This is a genomic window from Nonomuraea sp. NPDC050394 (genome assembly GCF_044459065.1).
Lineage (GTDB): Bacteria > Actinomycetota > Actinomycetes > Streptosporangiales > Streptosporangiaceae > Nonomuraea.
Genome location: NZ_JBITIO010000027.1, coordinates 1 through 20,964 on the forward strand (window position 1 = coordinate 1; position 20,964 = coordinate 20,964).

General features: G+C 72.4%; 20 protein-coding genes. 15 read left to right on the forward strand and 5 right to left on the reverse strand.

Annotated elements, in window-relative coordinates; all coding sequences use genetic code 11:
* Positions 1-525 precede the first annotated feature (525 nt).
* Positions 526-1,386: a class I SAM-dependent methyltransferase gene (locus tag ACIBKY_RS52170; RefSeq protein ID WP_397109666.1), complete on the forward strand. Its 861-nt coding sequence runs from the start codon at positions 526-528 to the stop codon at positions 1,384-1,386.
* Between the two features lie 107 nt (positions 1,387-1,493).
* Here ACIBKY_RS52170 and ACIBKY_RS52175 read toward each other — a convergent pair whose 3' ends face one another.
* From ACIBKY_RS52175 to ACIBKY_RS52185, 3 genes are all read right to left on the reverse strand, one after another.
* Positions 1,494-2,480 carry an ElyC/SanA/YdcF family protein gene (locus ACIBKY_RS52175; protein ID WP_397109668.1) on the reverse strand — a complete coding sequence of 329 codons (987 nt, stop codon included), beginning with the start codon at positions 2,478-2,480 and terminating at the stop codon, positions 1,494-1,496.
* Positions 2,481-2,490: 10 nt separating this feature from the next.
* On the reverse strand, positions 2,491-6,090 hold the full coding sequence (locus tag ACIBKY_RS52180; RefSeq protein WP_397109810.1) for a beta-ketoacyl synthase N-terminal-like domain-containing protein: 3,600 nt from the start codon (positions 6,088-6,090) through the stop codon (positions 2,491-2,493).
* Positions 6,091-6,722: 632 nt separating this feature from the next.
* On the reverse strand, positions 6,723-6,860 hold the full coding sequence (locus ACIBKY_RS52185; RefSeq protein ID WP_397109818.1) for a hypothetical protein: 138 nt from the start codon (positions 6,858-6,860) through the stop codon (positions 6,723-6,725).
* On the opposite strand from ACIBKY_RS52185, the gene ACIBKY_RS52190 reads away from it, so the two are divergent.
* From ACIBKY_RS52190 to ACIBKY_RS52235, 10 genes are read left to right on the forward strand one after another with little or no spacing between them, the layout of a single operon-like run.
* The gene (locus ACIBKY_RS52190; RefSeq protein ID WP_397109812.1) at positions 6,837-8,069 is read left to right on the forward strand and encodes a condensation domain-containing protein; all 1,233 of its coding nucleotides are present in this window, start codon (positions 6,837-6,839) and stop codon (positions 8,067-8,069) included. The two genes, ACIBKY_RS52185 and ACIBKY_RS52190, sit on opposite strands and share 24 nt — an antisense overlap.
* Positions 8,066-8,875, forward strand: coding sequence for an HAD family hydrolase (locus ACIBKY_RS52195; RefSeq protein ID WP_397109670.1), 810 nt, complete (start codon positions 8,066-8,068; stop codon positions 8,873-8,875). The genes ACIBKY_RS52190 and ACIBKY_RS52195 overlap by 4 nt, the downstream gene beginning before the upstream one ends.
* Positions 8,875-9,135: an acyl carrier protein gene (locus tag ACIBKY_RS52200; RefSeq protein ID WP_397109672.1), complete on the forward strand. Its 261-nt coding sequence runs from the start codon at positions 8,875-8,877 to the stop codon at positions 9,133-9,135. Before ACIBKY_RS52195 ends, ACIBKY_RS52200 begins: the two co-directional genes overlap by 1 nt.
* A complete protein-coding gene (locus tag ACIBKY_RS52205; protein ID WP_397109674.1) occupies positions 9,132-10,370 on the forward strand; it encodes an MFS transporter in 1,239 nt (412 codons plus the stop codon). The genes ACIBKY_RS52200 and ACIBKY_RS52205 overlap by 4 nt, the downstream gene beginning before the upstream one ends.
* Positions 10,371-10,402: 32 nt before the next feature.
* Positions 10,403-11,506, forward strand: coding sequence for a Gfo/Idh/MocA family protein (locus ACIBKY_RS52210; protein WP_397109676.1), 1,104 nt, complete (start codon positions 10,403-10,405; stop codon positions 11,504-11,506).
* Between the two features lie 17 nt (positions 11,507-11,523).
* A complete protein-coding gene (locus ACIBKY_RS52215; RefSeq protein ID WP_397109678.1) occupies positions 11,524-12,390 on the forward strand; it encodes a 3-hydroxyacyl-CoA dehydrogenase family protein in 867 nt (288 codons plus the stop codon).
* On the forward strand, positions 12,387-12,650 hold the full coding sequence (locus tag ACIBKY_RS52220; RefSeq protein ID WP_397109680.1) for an acyl carrier protein: 264 nt from the start codon (positions 12,387-12,389) through the stop codon (positions 12,648-12,650). The genes ACIBKY_RS52215 and ACIBKY_RS52220 overlap by 4 nt, the downstream gene beginning before the upstream one ends.
* A complete protein-coding gene (locus ACIBKY_RS52225; RefSeq protein WP_397109681.1) occupies positions 12,643-13,752 on the forward strand; it encodes an acyl-CoA dehydrogenase family protein in 1,110 nt (369 codons plus the stop codon). Before ACIBKY_RS52220 ends, ACIBKY_RS52225 begins: the two co-directional genes overlap by 8 nt.
* A complete protein-coding gene (locus ACIBKY_RS52230) occupies positions 13,733-14,902 on the forward strand; it encodes an HAD-IIIC family phosphatase (RefSeq protein ID WP_397109682.1) in 1,170 nt (389 codons plus the stop codon). Before ACIBKY_RS52225 ends, ACIBKY_RS52230 begins: the two co-directional genes overlap by 20 nt.
* A gap of 4 nt (positions 14,903-14,906) precedes the next feature.
* Positions 14,907-15,575: an O-methyltransferase gene (locus ACIBKY_RS52235; RefSeq protein WP_397109684.1), complete on the forward strand. Its 669-nt coding sequence runs from the start codon at positions 14,907-14,909 to the stop codon at positions 15,573-15,575.
* A gap of 200 nt (positions 15,576-15,775) precedes the next feature.
* Here ACIBKY_RS52235 and ACIBKY_RS52240 read toward each other — a convergent pair whose 3' ends face one another.
* Complete coding sequence (locus ACIBKY_RS52240) at positions 15,776-16,972, reverse strand: MFS transporter (RefSeq protein WP_397109686.1); 1,197 nt, start codon at positions 16,970-16,972, stop codon at positions 15,776-15,778.
* 88 nt (positions 16,973-17,060) lie between these two features.
* On the opposite strand from ACIBKY_RS52240, the gene ACIBKY_RS52245 reads away from it, so the two are divergent.
* Both ACIBKY_RS52245 and ACIBKY_RS52250 read left to right on the forward strand, forming a co-directional pair.
* Entirely contained in the window at positions 17,061-17,507 is a 447-nt protein-coding gene (locus ACIBKY_RS52245) for a winged helix-turn-helix transcriptional regulator (protein ID WP_397109688.1), read from the forward strand.
* Positions 17,407-18,003 (forward strand): tetratricopeptide repeat protein, encoded by a 597-nt coding sequence (locus tag ACIBKY_RS52250; protein ID WP_397109690.1) that lies wholly within the window; start codon positions 17,407-17,409, stop codon positions 18,001-18,003. The genes ACIBKY_RS52245 and ACIBKY_RS52250 overlap by 101 nt, the downstream gene beginning before the upstream one ends.
* A gap of 4 nt (positions 18,004-18,007) precedes the next feature.
* Here ACIBKY_RS52250 and ACIBKY_RS52255 read toward each other — a convergent pair whose 3' ends face one another.
* Positions 18,008-18,955: a LysR family transcriptional regulator gene (locus ACIBKY_RS52255; protein WP_397109692.1), complete on the reverse strand. Its 948-nt coding sequence runs from the start codon at positions 18,953-18,955 to the stop codon at positions 18,008-18,010.
* Between the two features lie 88 nt (positions 18,956-19,043).
* On the opposite strand from ACIBKY_RS52255, the gene ACIBKY_RS52260 reads away from it, so the two are divergent.
* Together ACIBKY_RS52260 and ACIBKY_RS52265 are read left to right on the forward strand one after the other, a co-directional pair.
* Positions 19,044-19,967 (forward strand): zinc-binding dehydrogenase, encoded by a 924-nt coding sequence (locus ACIBKY_RS52260; protein ID WP_397109694.1) that lies wholly within the window; start codon positions 19,044-19,046, stop codon positions 19,965-19,967.
* A complete protein-coding gene (locus ACIBKY_RS52265) occupies positions 19,964-20,953 on the forward strand; it encodes an alpha/beta hydrolase family protein (protein ID WP_397109696.1) in 990 nt (329 codons plus the stop codon). Before ACIBKY_RS52260 ends, ACIBKY_RS52265 begins: the two co-directional genes overlap by 4 nt.
* Positions 20,954-20,964 lie beyond the last annotated feature (11 nt).

A 20,964-nucleotide genomic window follows, 5' to 3' on the forward strand; every position in this document is an offset into this window, starting at 1 on the left:
CGCGCCACCTCGAAGTCCACACCCCGCAACACCCGCAGTTCCTTGTAGGCCTTCGTCAGACCTTGAACGCGGATCGCGGGCCCTGGTGCCTGATGGACTGTCATCCGGATATCCGTTCTCTGATTTACGGCCGGTCGCCGGGGGCGAAACGCGCCACGGCCAGCGCGCCAACTACTCGGTGGCGCTATCTACCAGTACAAAGTAACACCGGGTACTGGTAGATAGCAACACCGAGTAGCTCATCCGGGAACCACCATCTCGATGCCAACCGGCCCTGGGCGAGGGAGCAACGCGGCCAGGGCCGCTTCGAACACCAGGCACTGAAGCCGTTCCTCGTCACGAGCGCTTGCCGATTGCCGCCAATGATGGTTAAGTCCAAGATGCTAGCCATTTCAGTTTTGGCTGAAACATAAAGGCAAATGTGAAGACAGGCGCCGACACCCCCGCTCATGATCGCCGGCGGTCACGGGAGGAGGCGCGGAGTGTCCCCGTCGCCGCGATGCGGCAGCGAGAGAGGAAAAGACCGTGCCCGGAATCAGCACCGCGGGCCTGAGCGGCATCGAGGAGACCTCGTTCATCACCCTGCACGCCCGCGCGGTGGACGCCGGCGCCCCCGGCCCCATCCTGGGCGACCCCTACGCCCAGAAGATCGCCCAGGCCCTCGACTACGACTGGCGGCGCATCCAGCCCAGTCCCAAACTCGAAGAGAAGGAACGCCTCAACGTCACCATCAGGGCCGTCCACTTCGACCGCTGGATCCGCCGCTTTCTCACCCGCCACCCCGGCGCCATCGTTCTCGACCTCGGCTGCGGGCTCGACAGCCGCGGCCACCGGATCGGCCCGCCCCCCGAAACCGACTGGTACGACGTGGACCTGCCCACGATGATCGCCCTGCGCGCCCAGGTGTACGAGCGGACCGCCAACATCCACATGCTGGCCACCTCGCTCAACGACGAAGGCTGGCTGGAGGCGCTCGCGCCACACCGGCCCGTCATCGCCGTCATGGACGGGCTCTACCCCTGGATGACCAAACCCACCTTCATCAGACTCCTCACCAGAATCACCGCCCACTTCGACGGCGGCGAGATCCTCCTGCTGGGCTTCTCCAAGCTCTCCTCCCGGATGATGCGCACCGTCGTCCCGGCCATCAAGACCATCGGCGTCCCCGTCAACGAGGGGTTCGACAACCCGCGCGAGGTGGAGCGCTGGAACCCGGACCTGAAACTGGCCGAGCGGGAACGGTTCATCAGCTCCCCCGAAGTGGCCAAGATGCCACGCGGCGAACAGATCCGCTGCGCCATCATGCGGGCGATCCCGGGCCTGGCCAGAATGGACAAGGGCATGCTCAGATACACCTTCGGCCACTCATCCGGGGTGACCACGTGAACCGGTCCGGGTGCTCGTCGGCGGAATCCCCCCGGCCGGCGGCGAGATCGAGGTGATCGGGCCTGGAAGGACGCCATGGTCGAGCGGGTCGGTGAGCGCGTACCGGATCAGACGGACTTCCAGCACAACGTCGGGCCCAGGCAGACGGCGAGCGGGCCGTCGTTGAGCTGGTCGGGCCCGAACAGGGCGGCGGCCACGACCGTCCTGGCCAGGGCTTCCTCGTCGTGAGCGGCCAGGCGCGCGAGCAGGCGCGCGTCCACGCCGTCGCTGGAGGCCACCGCCAGGCCCGCGGTCGGCAGCACGAGGTCGAGGATGCAGCGGACCCGGGCCGCGTGGTAGTCCGAGGTCACCACCACGACCCGCTTCGGGCGGTGCAGGGCGACGACCTCGCGCAGGTACAGGATGTCCTCGTAGGTGTGCTTGCTCTCCGTCACCGCGAGGATGTCCTGCGGCGGCACCCCGCACTCGCTCAGGTGGTCGGCCAGGTAGCGCCAGTGGGGGTGGCCGGTGGTGTTGAAATGGGCGCCGAAGCCGCCCGTCAGCACCAGCCGCGCGCCCGCCAGCATGTTCCGCACCTCGATCGCCTTCGCCGCCCTGGCCCGCGCCATCGGGCTGAGGCCGCCGCTGTCGTCGTTGGTCGCGCCCAGGATGACGATCAGCGGCGGGCCGCCGCGCGGGCGGAAGGCCGGGTGGTGCGCCGCCCTGGACGGCAGCCGCAGCCGGTTGACCCACGCCCGGAACCTCGGCCCGCGCATGGCCCGGCGCAGCCCTGCCAGCTCGCCGTACGATCCCTCCAGGCTGACCCGCCCGGACATGACCGCCTGGGTGCCCGTGACGCGCCCGCTCCACAGGTGCTCGATGACGCCACCGTCGAAGCGGGCCACCGCGGTGGCCGCCGCCAGCACCCCCTGGCCGCAGCCCAGCAGGTCGTGCTCGGTGAACGTCAGGTAGAACGCCGCGGCGTCCTGGCCGGGCAGGTCCACGTGCACCTGCGCCGCGGCGCTTGCCGCGTCCTCGCGGGCGCTGCCCGCCTGGGAGAGCACGGAGGCGAGGTAGTCCCTGGCCCTCGACGCGGGGCGAGTGGCGAGCGGCATGGTGGCCGCTTCAGTGGGAGGTGTACGGCGCGGCCGGCGCCTTCAGCCAGTAATGGCGTCGCTGGAACGGGTAGGTGGGCAGGTCCACGTGTCCGCCGCCGAACTCGGCGGTGAACGCCCGCCAGTTCACCGTGACGCCCGCGGCGTACAGGCGGGCGAGCAACGTGGCGAGCTCGTGCACGGCGGCGCCCTCGCCGGGATGGTAGGTCAGATGGCCCTCGTGCGCGGGCCGGGCCGGGTCGCCGATCGTCACCACGAGAGGGTCCCCGACCGTCACCACGAGACCTGAGTCCGGCTCGGCCGCTGCCGCCAGGACCGGCACCCCGGCCAGGTCGGCGATCCCGGCGGCGAAGCCTTCCGGGCAGGTGATGGAGTCCGGGCGAAGACCCCAGTGCAAGAGGCAGCGGATCAGAGCGCGGCCGGCCTCCTGCCCGGATGGTCCCCACACGCCGGTACCCGGTGCGGCCGTGATCGCGGCGAGTTCACGCGCGTAGGTGGGGAGGGCGGTGGCCAGTTCGTCGGCGAACCGGCCGCCGCCCGCGGTGAGCCGCAGCGTGGTCGCGGGTTCCTTGCGGGTGGTGCGCCGGTGGAGGCCGTCCGTCTCGCCGCCGGTGGTCACGGCGGTGAGGGCCTCGGCCAGGTGGGCCCGACCCGTGGCGACGATGGCGGCGCCGTACTCGAGTGATGCTCTGCTGGTGGCCAGTGACACCGCCACGTCGGCGGGCGCGGCGCCGCGTTCGAGCACGTCGAGCAGTTGCGCGGCCCGCGCGCGCAGCGCGGGTTCGGTGCGCGCGGCGAAGATCCACGGCGCGCGGACGTCGCGGGCGCGCGCGGGCTCCGCGGCGAGTGCGGGGTTCGGAGAGAGTACGGGGTTCGGAGAGGGCCCGGGGTTCGGGTGCGGGGCCTCTTCGATGATCACGTGGGCGTTGGTGCCGCTGATGCCGAACGCCGAAACGGCGGCCCGGCGCGGGACGTCGCGGGCGGGCCAGGCCGTCTCCCGTGTCAGGAGCCGCACGGGGCCCGCGCTCCAGTCGACGCGGCTGGTCGGCTCGTCCACGTGCAGGGTCCGGGGCAGCAGGCCGTGGCGCAGGGACATGATGACCTTGATGACGCCGCCGACGCCGGCGGCGGCCTGGCTGTGGCCGAGGTTCGACTTGAGGGAACCCAGCCACAGGGGGCGTCCGGCGGGGCGGTCGCGGCCGTAGGTGGCGAGCAGGGCGTTGGCCTCGATGGGGTCGCCGAGCGGGGTGCCGGTGCCGTGCGCCTCCACGGCGTCGACGTCGTCCGGGCGCAGTCCGGCGTGCGCGAGCGCGCGCCGGATCACCCGCTCCTGCGAGGGTCCGTTGGGTGCGGTCAGGCCGTTGGAGGCGCCATCCTGGTTGATCGCGCTGCCTCGTAGCAGCGCGTGGACGCGGTGTCCGTTACGGCGGGCGTCGGACAGCCGCTCCAGCAGCAGGACGCCGATGCCCTCCGACAGGGCGATGCCGTTGGCCGACTCGGCGAACGACATGCACCGCCCGTCCGGCGAGAGCCCCCGGTTGCGCGCGAACTCCAGGAACTTGCGCTGGGTCGCCATCACGGTGACGCCCACGACCAGGGCCATCGAGCACTCGCCCTGCCGCAGCGCCTGACCTGCCAGGTGGAGGGCCACCAGGGAGGAGGAGCAGGCGGTGTCCACGCTCAGGGCGGGGCCTTCGAGACCGAGGGCGTAGGAGATGCGGCCGGACAGGACGCTGGCGGCGCCGCCGGTGCCGTGGTAGACGTCCACGCCTTCCTGGGAGGCGTGCAGGAGGGAGGCGTAGTCCTGGCCGTTGGTGCCGACGAACACGCCGGTTTCGGTGGATTTCAGGGAGACGGGGTCGATGCCGGCGCGTTCGATCGCCTCCCAGGAGCATTCCAGGGCCAGGCGCTGCTGCGGATCCATGGCCAGGGCCTCGCGCGGTGACAGGCGGAACACGCTGGGGTCGAACTCGCCGGCCGTGTACAGGAAGCCGCCCGCGTTGCGGTAGGCGGGACCTTTGGCGCCCTTTCTGCCCTCGCTGAAGCGGCTGAGGATCTCCAGGTCCCAGCCGCGGTCGGCGGGGAAGCCGCCGGTGGCGTCCTGTCCGGTCGACACCAGGCGCCACAGGTCCTCGGGTGAGCGCACCTCGCCCGGGTAGCGGCAGCTCATGGAGACGACGGCGACCGGGTCGCCGGCCATGGGTGCGGGGGCGGTGCGCGGGCCGCCGGCCGTACCCGCGAGAAGGTCGTGCAGGTGGCGCGCGAGGGCGGCCGGGGTGGGGTGGTCGAACATCAGCGTGGCGGCCGGGCGCGTGCCGGTGGCGGCGGCCAGGCGGTCGCGCAGCTCGACGGCGTTGAGCGAGGTCAGGCCGAGCTCGGCGAACGGACGCGTGCCGGTGACCTCGTCGGCGGTCAGGTGGTCGGCGGCGAAGGCGACCTGGGTGCGCACCAGGTCGGTCAGGACGCGCAGCCGCTCCCGCTCGGGCAGTGCCGGCAGCCGTTCGCGGAAGGAGAGGCCGGTGCCCGTCGCGGCGTCCCGATCGGAAAGCCCGGCGGGCAGCGGGGCCGGTTCGGCGCCCGAGCCGGCGAAGATCGGGTCCCAGTCGACCGGGGTGCCGCAGGCGTGCAGTTGCGCGAGCGCGAGCACGATCGCGCGGGCCTCGGCCCCGCTGCCGCGCAGCGCCGGGACGAGCACCGCCTCGGTGTCCTCGCCGAGGCAGGCGCGGCCCATGCCGGTGAGGGTGCCGTCCGGGCCCAGTTCCAGGAAGGCGGTGACGCCTTCCTCCCGCAGGCGGCGCATGCCGTCGTGGAAGCGCACCGGCTCACGGACGTGGCGTACCCAGTAGGAGGGCGAGCGCAGGTCGGTCTCGGTGGCGATGGTGCCGGTGACGTTGGAGACGAGGGGGATGCGCGCGGGCCGCAGTTCCAGCCCGGCCAGGACCTCGCCCAGCGGGCCGAGGATGGCGTCCATGTGCGGGGAGTGCCCGGCGAGCCGGACGTTGAGGCGCTGCACGACGCGCCCCTTGGCCTGCCAGCGCGCGCCGAGGCCGGCCACGGCGTCCGCGTCTCCGGCCACGACGACGGAGGCGGGCCCGTTGATGGCGGCCAGGGACACGTTCGCGGAGAGGCCGGCGGCGACTTCGTGCTCGGCGGCCTGGATCACCGCCATCGCGCCGTCCCCGGCGACCTGGCCCATCAGCCTGCCGCGCGCGGCGACCAGCGCGCAGGCGTCCGGGAGCGACATGACGCCGGCGACGTGGGCCGCGGCCAGCTCGCCGAGGGAGTGGCCGAGCACGTAGGCGGGCCGCGGGCCCCAGCTTTCGACGAGCCGGAACAGGGCGACCTCCAGCGCGAACACGCCCGCCTGGGTGTACAGCGTCTCGTCGAGCGCGGTGCCGTCGGCGGCGAACATCGCCTCGCGCAGCGGGAAGTCGAAGTGGGCGCAGATTTCGTCGAGGGCCGCGGAGAAGACCGGGAAGACCTCGGCGAGTTCGCGGCCCATCTCCGCGCGCTGACCGCCCTGTCCGGAGAACAGGAATGCCGTCCGGCGATTTGGGCCGGTGCCGCGAAAGAGCCCTGGAACGTCTTCGCCATCGGCCAGCGCGGCCATTCCCTCGATCAATCCCGCGCGGTCCCGAGCCAGCAGAACGGCCCGGTTGCTTGACCTGGCATCGGCCCTCGAAAGGGAATAGGAAAGGCCGGTCAGGTCGATCCGCTCATGTGCTGCCACGTACCGTGACAGTTCCGCCGCCCTGGCCCGCAGTGCGGCTTCATCCGAGCCCGAGATAATCCAGGGCAGCAGACCTGAACGCGTCAAGACATGGGTTTGCACAGGCACCGTCCCCCGTTTTGAGCCCTGGCTGCATCATTGGCGAGATTCGCATCGGAAAAAGAATGTGTCAATCCCCGACCTTGTTGTGACGTGGGTCACATGATGGTGTCGACCAGGCCCTGGACAGGCCGTAATCCTGTTTTACGGCTCCCCCCTTATGAGATTCTTCGCAGGTAGGGGGCACTGCCGTTCTGGCGCATGTCGAGACGGTTATCAGGCCTCTGACAGCAAGTGAGGGCGGTCCGGACGCATTGACATTGCGGACGCGATCTGTTGGAGTTCCATTCGCGTCCGGGTCCACGGGGCACTCGAATACAGCCCGGATGGCACACGCACCACATACGGAGGAAGATTTGGCGCGGTCCGGGGGAATTACCGTCCTATCGAGAGCCGACCGGGATCTGCCGGTATCACACACTCAGGAAGAACGCCTCCTGGCCGGCGGCGGGCATATTCCGAACAATGTCATCGCCACCTGCCTTGAGATAACCGGGAAACTCGACCGTTCCGCGCTCGAAACCGCGCTGCACGGCGTCGCCGCCCGCCACGAGAATTTACGCGCCACATTCGACGGCCTGCGTATGCGTCCGGTGGCCGAACTGCGTGACTTCTTCCACGTGGCCGCCGCCGGCTCGCGCGAGCAGGCGCTGAGCCTGCTGGAGCGCCGCCTGCAGGAGCCCTTCGATCTGGCCGGCGGCCCGCTCCTGCGCGCATGGCTGGTGCGCGTGGAGGAGGATCTCAGCCTGCTCGGCCTCAGCGTCGACCACATCATCGCCGACGGCAAGTCCCGCGACGTGCTGGTCAACGACCTGATCCGGCTCTACGACGCGCAGACCGCCGGGATTGACCCCGGGCTGCCCGAGGTCGCGGTCCAGTTCGCCGACTACGCCGCATGGGAGCGCTCCTATCTGCAGGGAGCCGTCCTGGAGCGGCTGTCGGACTACTGGCGTACCACCCTGGACGGCGTCGACCCGCTGCCGGCCTCCGGCCTGACCGACCCCGCGGCGCCGGGCGGCGAAACAGGCGCCGACCGGGTGCGCTTCACCACCGCGCCGGGCCTGCAGCCCAAGCTCGCCGCCGCGGCCACGGCCGCGGGCGTCAGCGTCTACGGGATCGTCTCGGCCGCGGTCAAGGCGGCCGTCGCCGCGCACCGCCTGCCGGGCTCGACCCCCCACGACCCCTACGACGTCGCCGTCTACGGCTCGGCGGCCAACCGGGTGCCGCCCGAGGTCGCCGACGTCTTCGGCTATTTCGCCACCCCCATCGTCTTCCGCACCGACCTGGGCGGCGACCCGACGCTGGAGCGGCTGCTGGCCATGGAGACGCGCGCGGTCCTCGGGGCGCTGCGCCGCCAGCAACTGCCGCACTCGCTTGTCACCAAGCTCGTCAACCCTTCCCAGTACGGCGTGCGCCACGGCGCCGACCCGGCCAAGGTGCCGCGATACGTCAACTTCGACTTCGGCAGCCACAACGACCCCGCCTCCCCCATGCCGGACACCGGGCCCGACGGCACCGGGCGAGCCGTGTTCAGGCAGGTCGGCCTGCCCGTGCTCCCGGTACCGCGCGGCGGCCTGCGCATCCTGAGCGCCGAACGGCCCGGCGTCATCAGCGTGGACGTGCGCTACCGCACCGACTTCTACTCCCGGCCCTGGGTGAGCGCCTTCGCCGCCGACATCCACCGCTTCCTCACCGCCGCGGCCGGCGACTGGAGCGTACGCCTGTCCGAGGTGGTCCCCGCCGGGGAGGCGCGCCGGTGATCGACGCCTCCCGCCTGCGCGTCGTGGCCACCGATCTCGACCGCACCCTGCTGCGCAGCGACGGCTCGCTGTCACCCGCGAGCGTGGCCACGCTGCGCGCGGCCGCCGCCGCCGGGCTCGACATCGTCTACGTCACCGCCCGCCACCTGTCCGCGCTGCGCCGCGTCTCCGACGAGGTGGGACTGGTCTCGGCCGGCATCTGCTGCGGCGGCGCCATCACCTACGCCCTCCCTTCCAACGAAATTTCCGGACAGCAGGTGCTGGAAGTGGAGACGATCCACACCATCGCCGACCGGATCACCGCCGCCGCGCCGCGCACCCGCTTCGGCTGGGTCACCGCCGAGGCGGCGGAGGTCGAACACGACTACCCCGACCGGCTCGGCACCGTCCGCGTACGCCGGGCCGACGAGGGCCGCGTCGCCGGCCCGGTCTTCAAGTTGTTCGCCCGCAACCCGTGGATGGATCCGGCCCGCTTCGACGCCGCCGTCACCGCGTCCGTGGCCGGTCTGGCCGAAGTTTCGCACCGCTTCGACGGCTTCGCCGACATCGTCGCGCCGGGCGTGGACAAGACCTCGGCCCTGCGCCGCTGGTGCGCGGCACGCGGCGTACACGCGGGCCAGGTGGTGGCCTTCGGCGACTCGGCGGCCGACCTCGGCATGCTGCGCTGGGCGGGGGTGGGCGTGGCCGTACGGAACGCCGACGAGGACGTGCTGCGCGCGGCCGACGTGATCACCGGTGCCTGCGACGCCGACGGCGTCGCCGCCTGGCTGGCCGGAAACCTTCTCCCATACCGAGGAACGGAGTGATGAGCATGCAGATCACCTGGGACGAGCGGTTCGAGGCGGCCATCGCCGAGTGCCTGCCCGACGGGGTCGTGGCCGACGGGCTGGAGCCCGACGTGTCCCTGGTCGACCTGGGCCTCGACTCCATCAGCATGATCAACCTGGCGGCCAGGCTGGAGGAGGAGTACGAGCTCGCGTTGCCCGACGACCTGGTCTCCTTCACCACCTTCGCCACCCCGGCCGTCCTGTGGGAGACGATCCGCGAGCTCCGGGCCCAACCTTGACCGAGGATCTCGCGACCGGCGCGGGGCCGCGCCTGTGGTCGGCGAACTTCCGCAACTACTTCGCCGCCCGCACGATCTCCCTGCTCGGTGACATCATCCTGCCGATCGGGCTGATCGCCGCCGTTCTGGGCGAGGGCTACGGCGCCAGCGGTGTCGGCTACGCGCTGGCCGCCTCCCTCGGACCCACCATCGTGCTGATGCTGTTCGGCGGCGCGCTGGCCGACCACTTCCGTCCCAAGCCGCTGCTCGTCCTCGCCGATCTGGTACGGCTGGCCGCGCAGGGCTGGCTGGCGGTGAGCCTGCTGACCGGCAGCCCGAGCCTGCCCGAGATCCTCATCACGCAGGCCGTCTTCGGCACCGCCACCGCCCTGTTCCAGCCGTCCATCTCCGGCATCGTCCCGGAGGTCGCGCCGGGCCGGGTGCACGAGGCCAACGCCGCCCTGCGCATCACCGAGTCGTGCGTGACCCTGGGCGGGCCGGCGCTGGCCGGAGTGCTGCTCGTCGTGGCCGGGCCGCCGGTCGTGATGGTGTTCGTCACCGCCACCTGCCTGATCAGCTGCCTGCTGGTCTGGACGCTGCGGCTGTCCGGCGGCGCCGCCGCGGGCCGTCCCCGTGTGCTGAAGGACATCCGCGAGGGCTGGACGGCCTTCGCCTCCCGGCCGTGGCTGTGGGCGGTCATCTGCGTCTTCGTCGTCCTTGGCCTGACCGTGTTCGGCCCCTACCACGTGCTCAGCGCGACCGTCCTGACCGAGGACCGCGGCGCCTCGGCGTACGCGCTGCTGATGTCGGCCCACGGCGCGGGCGCGATCGCCGGCGGCTTCCTGGCGCTCAAACGCATGCCGAGCAGGCCGCTGCTGACCGGCGCCCTGTGGCTGGCGCTGTTCATCCCGCAGTTCCTGTTCATCGCGCTGAAGGCGCCGGTCGCGCTCGTGGCCGCGGCGATGTTCGCGGCCGGCGTCGGACGCTCCTACTGGGCGGTGATGTGGTCGACCTCCGTGCAGACCCAGGTGCCGCCCGAGGTCCTCAACCGGGTGCTGGCCTACGAGATCACCGGCTCGATGATGCTGGTCCCGGTGGGCCGGGCGCTGTCCGGGCCGGTCGCCGAGGCGGCGGGCAGCGCGCCCGTCCTGCTGGCCAGCGCCGCCGTCCTCACCCTCGGCTGCCTCGCGCTGGTCGCGATCCCCGCGGTACGCGGACTGCGGCCGGTGTCACCCTCGCCCGCGGGCACGAGCTGACTCGCCCGGGGGCACGAGTTGAAGGGAAGAGCATGAACGGCACGATTCGGGCCGGGATCATCGGCGCGAGCGGCAACGGCTGGGCGGTCGGCGCCCACCTGGCGGCGCTGAGCCGGCTGCCGGACTTCACGGTCGCCGCCGTCGCCACCACCAGGAAGCACAGCGCGATGGAGACGGCCAGGGCCTTCGACGTCCCCCTCGCCTTCGGCGAGGCGGCCGAGCTGATCGCCAGCCCCGAGGTCGACCTGGTGACGATCTGTGTGAAGGTGCCCAAGCACGACGCGCTCATCCGCGCGGCCGTGGCCGCCGGCAAGCACGTCTACTGCGAATGGCCGCTGGCCCTGGACGGGACCCAGGCGCGCGAGCTGGCCGAGCTGTCGGCCTCCTCCGGCCGCCTGCACCTGGCCGGGCTGCAGGGAGTGCGCTCGCCGAGCGTCCGCTTCGTCCGCGACCTGGTCGCCGGCGGCCGGATCGGGCAGGTGCTGTCGGCCTCCTTCCAGGTGATGCTGTCCGGCTTCGGCGAGGCCGGCGTCACCGAAGCCCGCCGCCAGATCATCGACCAGGCGAGCGGAGCCACGCTGCTGACCGTCGGCGGCGGCCACGCCCTGGCCGTGCTGCGGGCCGTTCTCGGCCCCTTCGCCGCCTTCTCCGCACAGCTCGACACCCGCCGCCCGCGCGTCACGATCGCCGAGACCGGGCAGCTCGTCGAAGCGAGCGCGCCGGACCAGGTCGTCATCGCCGGATCGCTGCACGACGGCGCCACCGCCACCGTGGCCATCCTGTCCGGGGCGCCGCCTGCGGCCGCCGGGTTCAGCCTGCGCATCGTCGGCTCCGAGGCCACGCTGGCCATCGAACCGGCCGTACCCGGACTGCCCTGCCAGATCGCGCCCTGGGACATCCGCCTGCTCGAAGGCGAGACCAGCCTGCCCCTGGCCGTCCCGGTCGACGTGCACGACCCGGCCTCGGCCCTCGCGCCGGGACCGGCCGCCAGCGTCGCCCACGCCTACCAGGGGCTCTCGCGCGCGGTGCGGACCGGCGAGCCGGCCGAGCCCGGCTTCGCCTTCGCCGCCGGCATCCACCGGCTCATGGACCTGGCCGTGCGCGGCTCGGCCAGCGGACAGCGCCAGACACTGTGACCCTTTCAGGAGGTTGGGTGGACACCGAGCAGTCAGCACACCGGCTCACCATCATCGGGGCCGGCACGATGGGCGTCGGGATCGCGACCATGGCGATCGGGCACGGCGTCCCGGTCGTGCTGGTCGAGACCGACGCGCTCGCGCGCGACAGCGCGTACACCAGAGTGCGGCAGCAGACCCGCCACGCCCAGTTGCTGGGCGGGACCCCGCGCGGCGCCGCGCCCGCCGAGCTCACCGTCACCGGCGAGCTCGCCGACGGACGTCACGCCGGCGCCGTGATCGAGGCGGTCACCGAGTCCGCCGCGCTCAAGGCCGACGTCCTGGGCGAGGTGTGCGGCCTGGTCGAACCCGGCACGCCGCTGATCACCAACACCTCCGGCATCCCGATCGGCGAGCTGGCCGCCACGCTCAAACGGCCCGGCGACCTGCTCGGCACCCACTTCATGAACCCGCCGTACCTGATCAGGATGGTCGAGGTGATCCGCGGCGAGCACAGCGACCAGGCCGCGATGGCCGCCACCATGGCGTTGTTGTCCGCGCTGGGCCGCCAGCCGGTCGTGGTGCGCGACGCGCCCGGCTTCGTCACCAGCCGTCTCCTGCACCCGATGATCAACGACGCGGCGCGGGTCGTCGGCGCGGGCACCGCCACGGTCGAACAGGTCGACGCGCTGATGCACGGCTGCCTCGGCTACCCGACCGGGCCGCTGCGCACCGCCGACCTCATCGGGCTGGACAACCTGGCCGACTCCCTCACGGCCCTGTACGAGCGGACCGGCGACGAAGGTTGCCGGCCATGCGAGGTCCTGCTGGACAAAGTCCGCCAGGGCCACCTCGGACGCAAGAGCGGCCGGGGTTTCTACGACTACGGAGAGGCGCTGTCATGACCGTCGAACCCATCACCACCGTCGAGGACGAGCTGCTGGCCCACCTGACCAGCCGCACCAAGTCGTTCGTCACCAAGGACGAGGACCTGTTCGCCTCGGGCCTGGTCTCCTCGATGTTCGCCATGGAGCTGGTCGTCCACCTGGAGAGCGCGTACGGCGTGGCCGTCACCGGCACCGACCTGCAACTGGACAACTTCCGCTCGGTCGAGACGATGGCGGCGCTGGTGCACCGGCTGCGCGAGCAGCAGGCCGATGCCTGAGCCCGCCCTGACCATGGCGCGGGAACTGGCCGACGAGCTCATCGGCGGCCGCGCCGGCGACTGGGACCTGGCCGGGCGCGTCCCGTCCGAGGTGCTGCGCACGCTGGGCGCGCGTGGCCTGCTGTGCGCGCAGGTCCCCGCCGCGTACGGCGGGCCCGGCCTCGGCAGCCGCGACGGCGGCGAGTTCACCGCCCACGTCGGCAGCCGGTGCAGCTCCCTGCGCAGCGTGATGACCTCCCAAGGCATGGCCGCCTGGACGATCCAGCGCCTCGGCGGCCCCGGCCAGCGCGCCGCCCACCTGCCCCGGCTCGTGGGCGGCGACCTGGCCGCGGTCGGCTTCAGCGAGGACGAGGCCGGCAGCGACCTGGCGGCCATGACCAGCGAGATCCGCCGCGACGGCGACACGGTCGTGCTCACCGGCCACAAGAAGTGGGTCACCGCGGCCGCCTACGCCGACCTGCTGGTCATCGTCGCCAAGGACGGCGACGGGGCCGCCGCCGTCCTGGTGCCCGCCACGGCGCCGGGCGTGACGGTCGAGCCGGTGGCCGCGCCGCTCGGCTGCCGGGCCGCCGGCCACGCCGACGTCCGCTTCGACCAGGTGCGCCTGGCGGCCGACGCGGTGCTCGGCGGTGGCGGCCAGCCGCTGCCACTGCTGGTCACCACCGCACTGGCCTACGGCCGCATGTCGGTCGCCTGGGGCTGCGTCGGCATCCTGCGCGCCTGCCTGGCCGCCACCACCGCGCACGCCGGCTCACGCCGCCAGTTCGGCAAGCCGCTGGCCGAGCACCAGCTCATCGGCCGCCACCTGGCCGAGCTGTACGTGGCCGAGCGGAGTGCGACCCGCGCCTGCGAGCACGCCAGCGACTGCTGGGACGCCTCCTCCCCCGACGTCGTGGTGGCCACCGTTCTGGCCAAGCACGTCAGCGCCGGCGGTGCCGCCCGCGGCGCGGCCTCGGCCGTACAGGTGATGGCTTCGGCGGGCGCGCGCGACGACCACGTGGTGGCCCGCGCCTACCGCGACACCAAGCTCATGGAGATCATCGAGGGCAGCAGCGAGATCTGCCAGCTGATCCTGGCCCGGCATGCGCTCACCGGGTCGTGACGACAGGAGAAGGATCATTTCTGCGACCATCAAGTGCCTTGTCTGGGATCTGGACAACACGCTGTGGCAGGGGACGCTGCTGGAGGACGGCGACGTCCACGTCAGCGAGCAGGTCCGCGAGGTCATCGCCGCGCTGGACGCCCGGGGCATCCTGCAGTCCATCTCCAGCAAGAACGACCACGACCTGGCCTGGGCCCGCCTGGAACACCTGGGCCTGAGCGAGTACTTCGTCCTGCCGCGCATCGGCTGGGGGCCGAAGTCGGCGGCCGTGCGCGAACTGGCCGAGCGGCTCAGGTTCGCCGAGTCCACGCTCGCGTTCATCGACGACCAGCCGGCCGAACGCGCCGAGGTCGCCTTCCACCTGCCCGAGGTACGCCTGTACGAGCCCGGCCAGCTCCCGGGGCTGACGGCGTTGCCGGAGTTCAGCCCGGCGACCGTCACCGCCGACTCCCGCCAGCGCAGGCGCATGTACCAGGCCGGATTCCTGCGCGAGGCGGAGAAGGAGGCGTTCGCCGGACCCGACGAGGAGTTCCTGCGCTCGCTGCGGCTGGAGATGCGCATAACGCGCGCCGGACCCGGCGACATCGCGCGCGTGGAAGAGCTCACCCTGCGCACCAGCCAGATGAACGCCACCGGCGTCCACTACGGCGACGCGGCGCTGCGCGAGCTGACCGGCGACCCCGGCCACGAGGTCCTCGTGGTCAGCATGAGCGACCGCTTCGGCCCGCACGGCGCGGTCGGCGTCGTGCTGCTGCGCGTGCACCCGGCCATGTGGCATGTCAAACTGCTGGCCACCTCGTGCCGCGTGGTCTCCTTCGGCGCCGGCGCGGCCATCCTGAACTGGCTCGGCGACCAGGCCGCGACCGCCGGCGTCCACCTGGCCGCCGACTTCCGGCCCACCGACCGCAACCGGATGATGGAGATCGCCTACCGCTTCGCCGGCTACAACCTGGAGCCGTGCGCCTGCCTGGACGGGCACGCCGTCGAAGGCACCCAGCTGCTGCACCAGGTGCCCACGCCACGTCCGGCGGCGGCGGCCATCGACCTGACCGCCCCCGACCTGACCACCCGCAACCTGACCACCCCCGACCTGACCACCCCCGACCTGATCGCCCCGGACCTGGCCCGCGCGGCCCGCCAAGGAGGCTGAACCCATGGCCGGCCAGCTCGACTGGACCCCCGAACTGCGCTCCTACGTACGCGAGATCTCCCTGCGCGACGACCCCGTCCTGACCGGCCTGCGCGAGCAGACCGCGCGGCTGCCCGGCGGCCGGCTCATGCAGGTCCCGCCCGAGGAGGGTCAGTTCCTGGCCACGCTGGTGAGCCTGACCGGCGCCCGCACCGTGGTCGAGGTCGGTACGTACACCGGCTACAGCACACTGTGCATGGCCCGCGCCCTGCCCCCGGGCGGTCGCCTGATCACCTGCGACATCACCGAGCGATGGTCGCCGGTGGCGCGCGAGTTCTGGCAGCTCGCCGGCGTCGCCGACCGGATCGAGCAGCGCATCGGCGACGCCGCCGCCACACTCTCCGACCTCCTGGACACCTACGGCCCGGCCAGCGCCGACCTGATCTTCATCGACGCCGACAAGGCCGGCTACCTCACCTACTACGAGCTGGCCCTCGGCCTGGTGCGGCCCAACGGGCTGATCGTCATCGACAACACGCTGCTGTTCGGCAAGGTCGTCGACGGCGACGCCCAGGACCCCGACACCCGCGCGATCCGAGAGCTGAACCTGCTGCTGCACGCCGACGAACGCGTGGAGATCACACTGCTGCCGATGGCCGACGGCATCACCCTGGCCCGCAAACACCCCACCTGACCGGCACCCTCCGCGATGCCGCCGGTCTTCGCGGCGTGGCTGGGGTGCCGGTTCATCGAGCGTCCTCGGTCTCCGGAGACCACCGTTCCGTGCGAGAGGCCCGTGAGGTCACGCTGGTTGCGGGGCCGCCACCCGAGAGGCGTTTCAGTCCTGTTCCACGGTTGTTCGCCTTCCCGCGCCGCGAAGGCGCACGTACGGGTTCAGCGGTGTTGCAACTCGGGGCTCTCGGCTCGGAGGTTCGCGCCGCCGAGGGGTCGCCGGTCGAACGCCCAGATGGCCAGCGCGCAGGCGGCGAATCCGGCGCCCAGGAGGCTGGAGCCCACCCAGCCGTGGGCGGTGAAGACGGCGGTGGTCGTGGCCGCGCCGAGGGCGGAGCCGAGCGAGTAGAAGATCATGTAGCCGCCGATGGCGCCGCTGGTGCGGTCGGGGTTCGCGGCGGTGAGCAGGTGCTGGCTGCTCACGTGTACGGCCTGCACCGCGAAGTCGAGAACCACGATGCCGGCGATGAGGAGCCCCAGTGACCACGGCAACTGCGCGATCGCCGCCCACGAGACGATGAGCAGGGTGAGCGCGAGACCGGTGACCGGAGCCGCCCGTCCCGCGTCCGCCCATCGTCCCGCGCGTGCCGCGCCGAGCGCGCCGGCGAGTCCGGCGATGCCGAGCAGCCCGATCTGGCTCTCGCTGAGCTGCCACGGCGCGCCCGCCAGCGGCAGGGACAGCCCGCTCCACAGGGTGCCGAACGATGCGAACAGGAAGAACGTGATGAGCCCGCGCGTCAGGAAGACGCGCTGCCGGAACAGTCCGCCCAGGGAGAGGACGGCCCGCCGGTACCCCGCGGGCCGGCTGGGGCGTTCCTCCGCCGGCAGGACGACGAGGACGAGGGCGGCGAGCCCGAGTGCCAGCACCGCGAGCACGGCATAGACGCTCCGCCAGCCCCACACCTCGGCGAGCGTGCCGGTGACGACCCGCGCGCCCAGGATGCCGACCACGACGCCCGAGGTGACGACCCCGATGTTCCGTCCGCGTTCGGCGGGCGGGGAGACCGACGCGGCGTACGCCACCGTGGTCTGCACCACGACCGCGAACACCCCGGCCGCCGCGAGCCCCGCGAACGCCACCCACGCGGCCGGCGCCGAGGCCGTCAGGATCATGCCCACCGCGGTGAGCGCCAGGTGCGCGGCGATGAGCCGGCGCCGGTCGGCCACATCGCCGAGCGGCACCAGCAGGACCAGCCCCGCCAGGTACCCGATCTGGCCGATCGCCACGATCCAGCCGGTCAGTTCCGCCGGCACGCCGAGATCGCGTCCCATGGGCTCCAGAACCGGCTGCGCCGCGTAGATGCTCGCCACAGCGACACCGCACACCACCGCGAGAAGCAACCGTCGCCGCATGTCCATCGCGCCCCCATCTCCAATAAGTAGCAAAATGCAACCAATTTGACCGTACGGCATAATGGTTTCACTTCGCAACTCATTGGAAGGTGTCATGTCGCGCACCACGAACCCGGGCTGGACCGACCCCACCTGCCCCGTCGCCCGTACGCTCGACCTCGTCGGCGACAGGTGGAGCCTTCTCGTCATCCGGGACGCGATGGACGGGGCACGATCGTTCACCGAGTTCCGGCGACGTACCGGCATCGCCCGCAACATCCTCACCGACCGCCTCGGCAAGCTCACCGCTCACGGGCTCCTCGCCCAGCGCACCGCACCATCGGGCCGCCGCCAGGAGTACGTGCTCACCGAAGCCGGCCGCGACCTCTTCCCCGTCATCCTCACCCTGCGGCAGTGGGGAGAACGCCACGCCTTCGCGCCGGGCGAGACCCACTCCACCCTTGTCGACCGGCGCGGCATCCCTGTGCCGGAAGTCTCGCCGGCCGGCGCCAACGGCACCGTCCTGGACTCCGACACCACCCACGTGCGGAAGACCCGTTAGCTCATCACATCTCGCCACCCACACCGCCGCGCACGACCTGGACGCGGCGGGGCGCGACGCCGAGCGGAGCCTGGCGCTCTTCCGGGAGGAAGGCGACCGCTGGGGACTCCTGCAGGCCACGCACCTGCTCGGGTCCCTCGCCCAGATCAGCGGCGACTACGAACGCGCCCGCGCCCTGCACCGCGACGCCCTCGACGTCGCCGAGGACCTCCAGCTCTGGCCCCAGGTCGCCGACAGCCTGGCCATGCTGGGCCGGATCGCGCTGCAAACCGGCTCGTACGCCGAGGCCGACCAGTACCACGAGCGGGCCAGGCGGCTGGCCGCCGAGCAGCTGAACACTTTCACGGAGCAGTTCGCCGAGGTGGGCCTGGGCCTGGCCGCCCGGCGCGCCATGGGGGCGGATGCCTTTGCCCATGCGTTCGCCCGCGGCCGCCTGGAGGGTGCCGGCGCGCCCATCGCCGCGCTGCGGGACGTGGCTCGTCCTCGGGGTTCTTGATCCCTCACGGGGTGGCCGGTGGATCGGCGCCGGGGAGGTCGTTCTCGGGGAGCCAGTCGTGGACGGGGTCGTATTCCAGCCACCGGTTCCGCTCCGCCTCCGCCACGAAGGCGCTCACCAGGGTGTCCAGCAGCGGATGAGCGCCGTTGCCGCGCCACAGCAGCGACCAGGCGTACAAGGGGGTGGGGCCGATCAGCGGGATCGAGCGGATCGCCGGGCGGGGCGGGAGGGGCACGTCCGCGGGCAGCAGGCCGAAGCGCCGGGTGTCGAGCGCCAGGTCGGCCAGGAAGTGGTCCAGTCCGAGGTTGGTGCCCTCGGCGCGCTCGCGGATGCCGAAGGAATCGGCGAAGCGGCGCAGGAAGTCCAGCCGGTGCAACGCGCCCGGGGCCCACAGGACGCCGTCACGCAGCTGCTCGGGCCGGATCGCCGGCGCGTTCGCCAGTGGATGATCCGCGCTGAGGATCACATCCACCGGCTCCAGCCGTACCAGGCGATGCGTCAGCCCGGCGGGCAGCGGCGCGTGGACGCGGCCGAAGGCGGCGTCCACGTCGCCGTGCAGCAGCGCGGCGATCACTGCGGGCAGGTCACGGCCGTGCCCCAGTTCCAGCCGCGGCTCGGCGGTGCTCACCTGTGCCAGCGTGCGCATGGGCGCGTACAGGTGTCCCCACACGTCGATCCGCAGCGGGCGGTGCGCCTCCAGCACCGCCGCCACGGCCTGGTCCGCGGCGGTCAGCGCCTGCCGGGCGGGCTCCAGGAAACGCCGCCCGGCTTCGGTGAGCCGTACTCCCTGGCCGCCGCGGTCGAGCAGGCGCCGGCCGAGCGTGGTCTCCAGGCGGGCGATCCGCTTGGAGAGCGCCTGCTGGGAGATCGACAGTTCCTGGGCCGCGTGACCGAAGTGCCGTTCTTCGGCGGTCAAGACGAACGCACGTACCTGCGCCAAGTCGAGGTCCACGCCTGTCACCTTAGGTGACAACCGATGGTTGTCGGTCTGTCGCGATCGTTGTTGGAGCACACGACCCGGATGACGGTTTCATGGCCGCATGCGTAGATTGATCCCTACGGGAGATGCGGCGCGGCCGGTGGAGTTCGCCCAGGACGTTCAGCCCACGCCCGCCCCGGACGAGGTACTGATCAAGGTCGAGGCGTTCTCGCCGAATCGCGGGGAGACGTTCCTGCTGGAAGAGCCGGAACCCGGCCTGACACCGGGGAAGGACGTCGCGGGCCTGGTCGTCCAGGCCGCCGCCGACGGCTCCGGGCCGCCGGCCGGCACCCGCGTGGTGGGCCATCCGGCGATGGGCGGCTGGGCCGAGTACGCGGCGGTGCCCACCCACTCCGTCGCCGTCCTGCCCAACGAGATCACCACCGTTCAGGCGGCCGCCCTGCCGCTGGCCGGGATCACCGCACTCCGGCTCCTCCGTACGGCCGGCGCCGTCGCAGGCAGGCGGATACTGCTGACCGGCGCCTCAGGCGGAGTGGGGCACTATCTGACCGAGCTCGCCGCCTCGGCCGGGGCGGAGGTGACCGCGGTGACCGCCACCGCCGAGCGCGGGGCGCGCCTGCGCGAGCTGGGAGCCGCGGCGATCGTGCACGACGTGGCCGGCGCGGAAGGGCCGTTCGACGTGGTCATGGAGTCCATCGGTGGTGGCGTGCTCGCGGCCGCGCTGGCCAGGCTGGTCCCGGGCGGCACGCTGATCTGGTTCGGCCAGGCCGGCCGTACACCCGCGACCGTGAACTTCTTCGACCTGCTCGCCGGGCCGGAGAACGCCGTGATCCGGCACTTCCACTACGCCGGCGGCCCGTACGGCGGCGACCTGGCCACGTTGCTGCGGCTGGTGGCCGGCGGGCGGCTGCACGTGGAGATCGGCCGGACCGCCGGCTGGGGCCGGACCGCCGATGTCCTGATCGACCTGCGGGAACGCCGTATCCGTGGCAAGGCCGTCCTGACGATCGGAGCATCACGATGAACGCCGCGGACTTCGCCGCCGCCAACCTGTCGCGCGCGACCGGAGCCGGGCTCGACCCGCACGAGTACCAGCGGACCATCGCCGAGCTGGGCGACCTGGACCAATGGGGTCAAGCCTTCATGAGCGCCGCGCGCGGGCACCTGGCCCGCGCGGCGCGGGCGAGCACGGCGATCTCGGCGGCCGGGCACTTCCAGGACGCGGCGCGCTGGTTCCACTTCGCCACCCTGGGGCCGAACCGGGAGCGCGCGCTCGCGGCCGCCGAGGCGGACAACGCCATGGGCCGCGCGCTGGACCTGCTGGAGCCGGGCGCGCGCCGGATCGAGGGCGCGACCTTCACCGGCCGGCTGCGCGGCCCGGCCGATGCCGCGGCCACCGCGATCGTGGTCCCCGGGCTGGACTCCGGCAAGGAGGAGTTCCACGATGTGATCAACGCCTTGCTGCGCCGCGGCATGGCCGTGTTCGCCATGGACGGGCCGGGACAGGGCGCGCTCACCGCCACCACCACCGTCCGCGCCGACTACCACCAGGTGATCGGGCAGGTCATCGACGCGCTCGGCGCCGAGAGCGTGGGGCTCATCGGGCTCAGCCTGGGTGGCTACTACGTCGCGGAAGGCGCCGCCGGGGAACCGCGCGTCGCGGCCGCCGTCACGGTCAGCGGCCCGTTCCGGCTGGACTGGGACGCCCTGCCACCCCCGGTACGCGACCTCCTCGTCCAACGCGCCGGCGGCGAGGACGCGGCCCGCCGCTTCGCCGGGCAGGTGGACCTGTCCGGCCTCGCCCCGCGCATCACCTGCCCGCTGCTGGTGATCGACGGCGGCCAGGACGCCATCCCCGGCGTCACCAACGGCGAGCCCCTGGCCCGCCTGGCGTCACGCGGACGGTATCTGCACGTTCCGCACGGCGACCACCTGCTCGGCAACGCCCGCCCCGACTGGCTGCCGGCGGCCGCCGACTGGCTTTCGGGCGAGCTGACCGGACCACGCTGATCACGGGCGGC

Coding starts and splice junctions, on each gene's coding strand:
- ACIBKY_RS52200 (WP_397109672.1), top strand. CDS start 8,875: ATGAGCATGCAGATCACCTGGGACGAGCGGTTCGAGGCGGCCATCGCC.
- ACIBKY_RS52230 (WP_397109682.1), top strand. CDS start 13,733: ATGCGCTCACCGGGTCGTGACGACAGGAGAAGGATCATTTCTGCGACC.
- ACIBKY_RS52245 (WP_397109688.1), top strand. CDS start 17,061: ATGTCGCGCACCACGAACCCGGGCTGGACCGACCCCACCTGCCCCGTC.
- ACIBKY_RS52175 (WP_397109668.1), bottom strand. CDS start 2,480: ATGCCGCTCGCCACTCGCCCCGCGTCGAGGGCCAGGGACTACCTCGCC.
- ACIBKY_RS52240 (WP_397109686.1), bottom strand. CDS start 16,972: ATGGACATGCGGCGACGGTTGCTTCTCGCGGTGGTGTGCGGTGTCGCT.
- ACIBKY_RS52235 (WP_397109684.1), top strand. CDS start 14,907: ATGGCCGGCCAGCTCGACTGGACCCCCGAACTGCGCTCCTACGTACGC.
- ACIBKY_RS52260 (WP_397109694.1), top strand. CDS start 19,044: ATGCGTAGATTGATCCCTACGGGAGATGCGGCGCGGCCGGTGGAGTTC.
- ACIBKY_RS52265 (WP_397109696.1), top strand. CDS start 19,964: ATGAACGCCGCGGACTTCGCCGCCGCCAACCTGTCGCGCGCGACCGGA.
- ACIBKY_RS52225 (WP_397109681.1), top strand. CDS start 12,643: ATGCCTGAGCCCGCCCTGACCATGGCGCGGGAACTGGCCGACGAGCTC.
- ACIBKY_RS52210 (WP_397109676.1), top strand. CDS start 10,403: ATGAACGGCACGATTCGGGCCGGGATCATCGGCGCGAGCGGCAACGGC.
- ACIBKY_RS52180 (WP_397109810.1), bottom strand. CDS start 6,090: ATGGCCGCGCTGGCCGATGGCGAAGACGTTCCAGGGCTCTTTCGCGGC.
- ACIBKY_RS52220 (WP_397109680.1), top strand. CDS start 12,387: ATGACCGTCGAACCCATCACCACCGTCGAGGACGAGCTGCTGGCCCAC.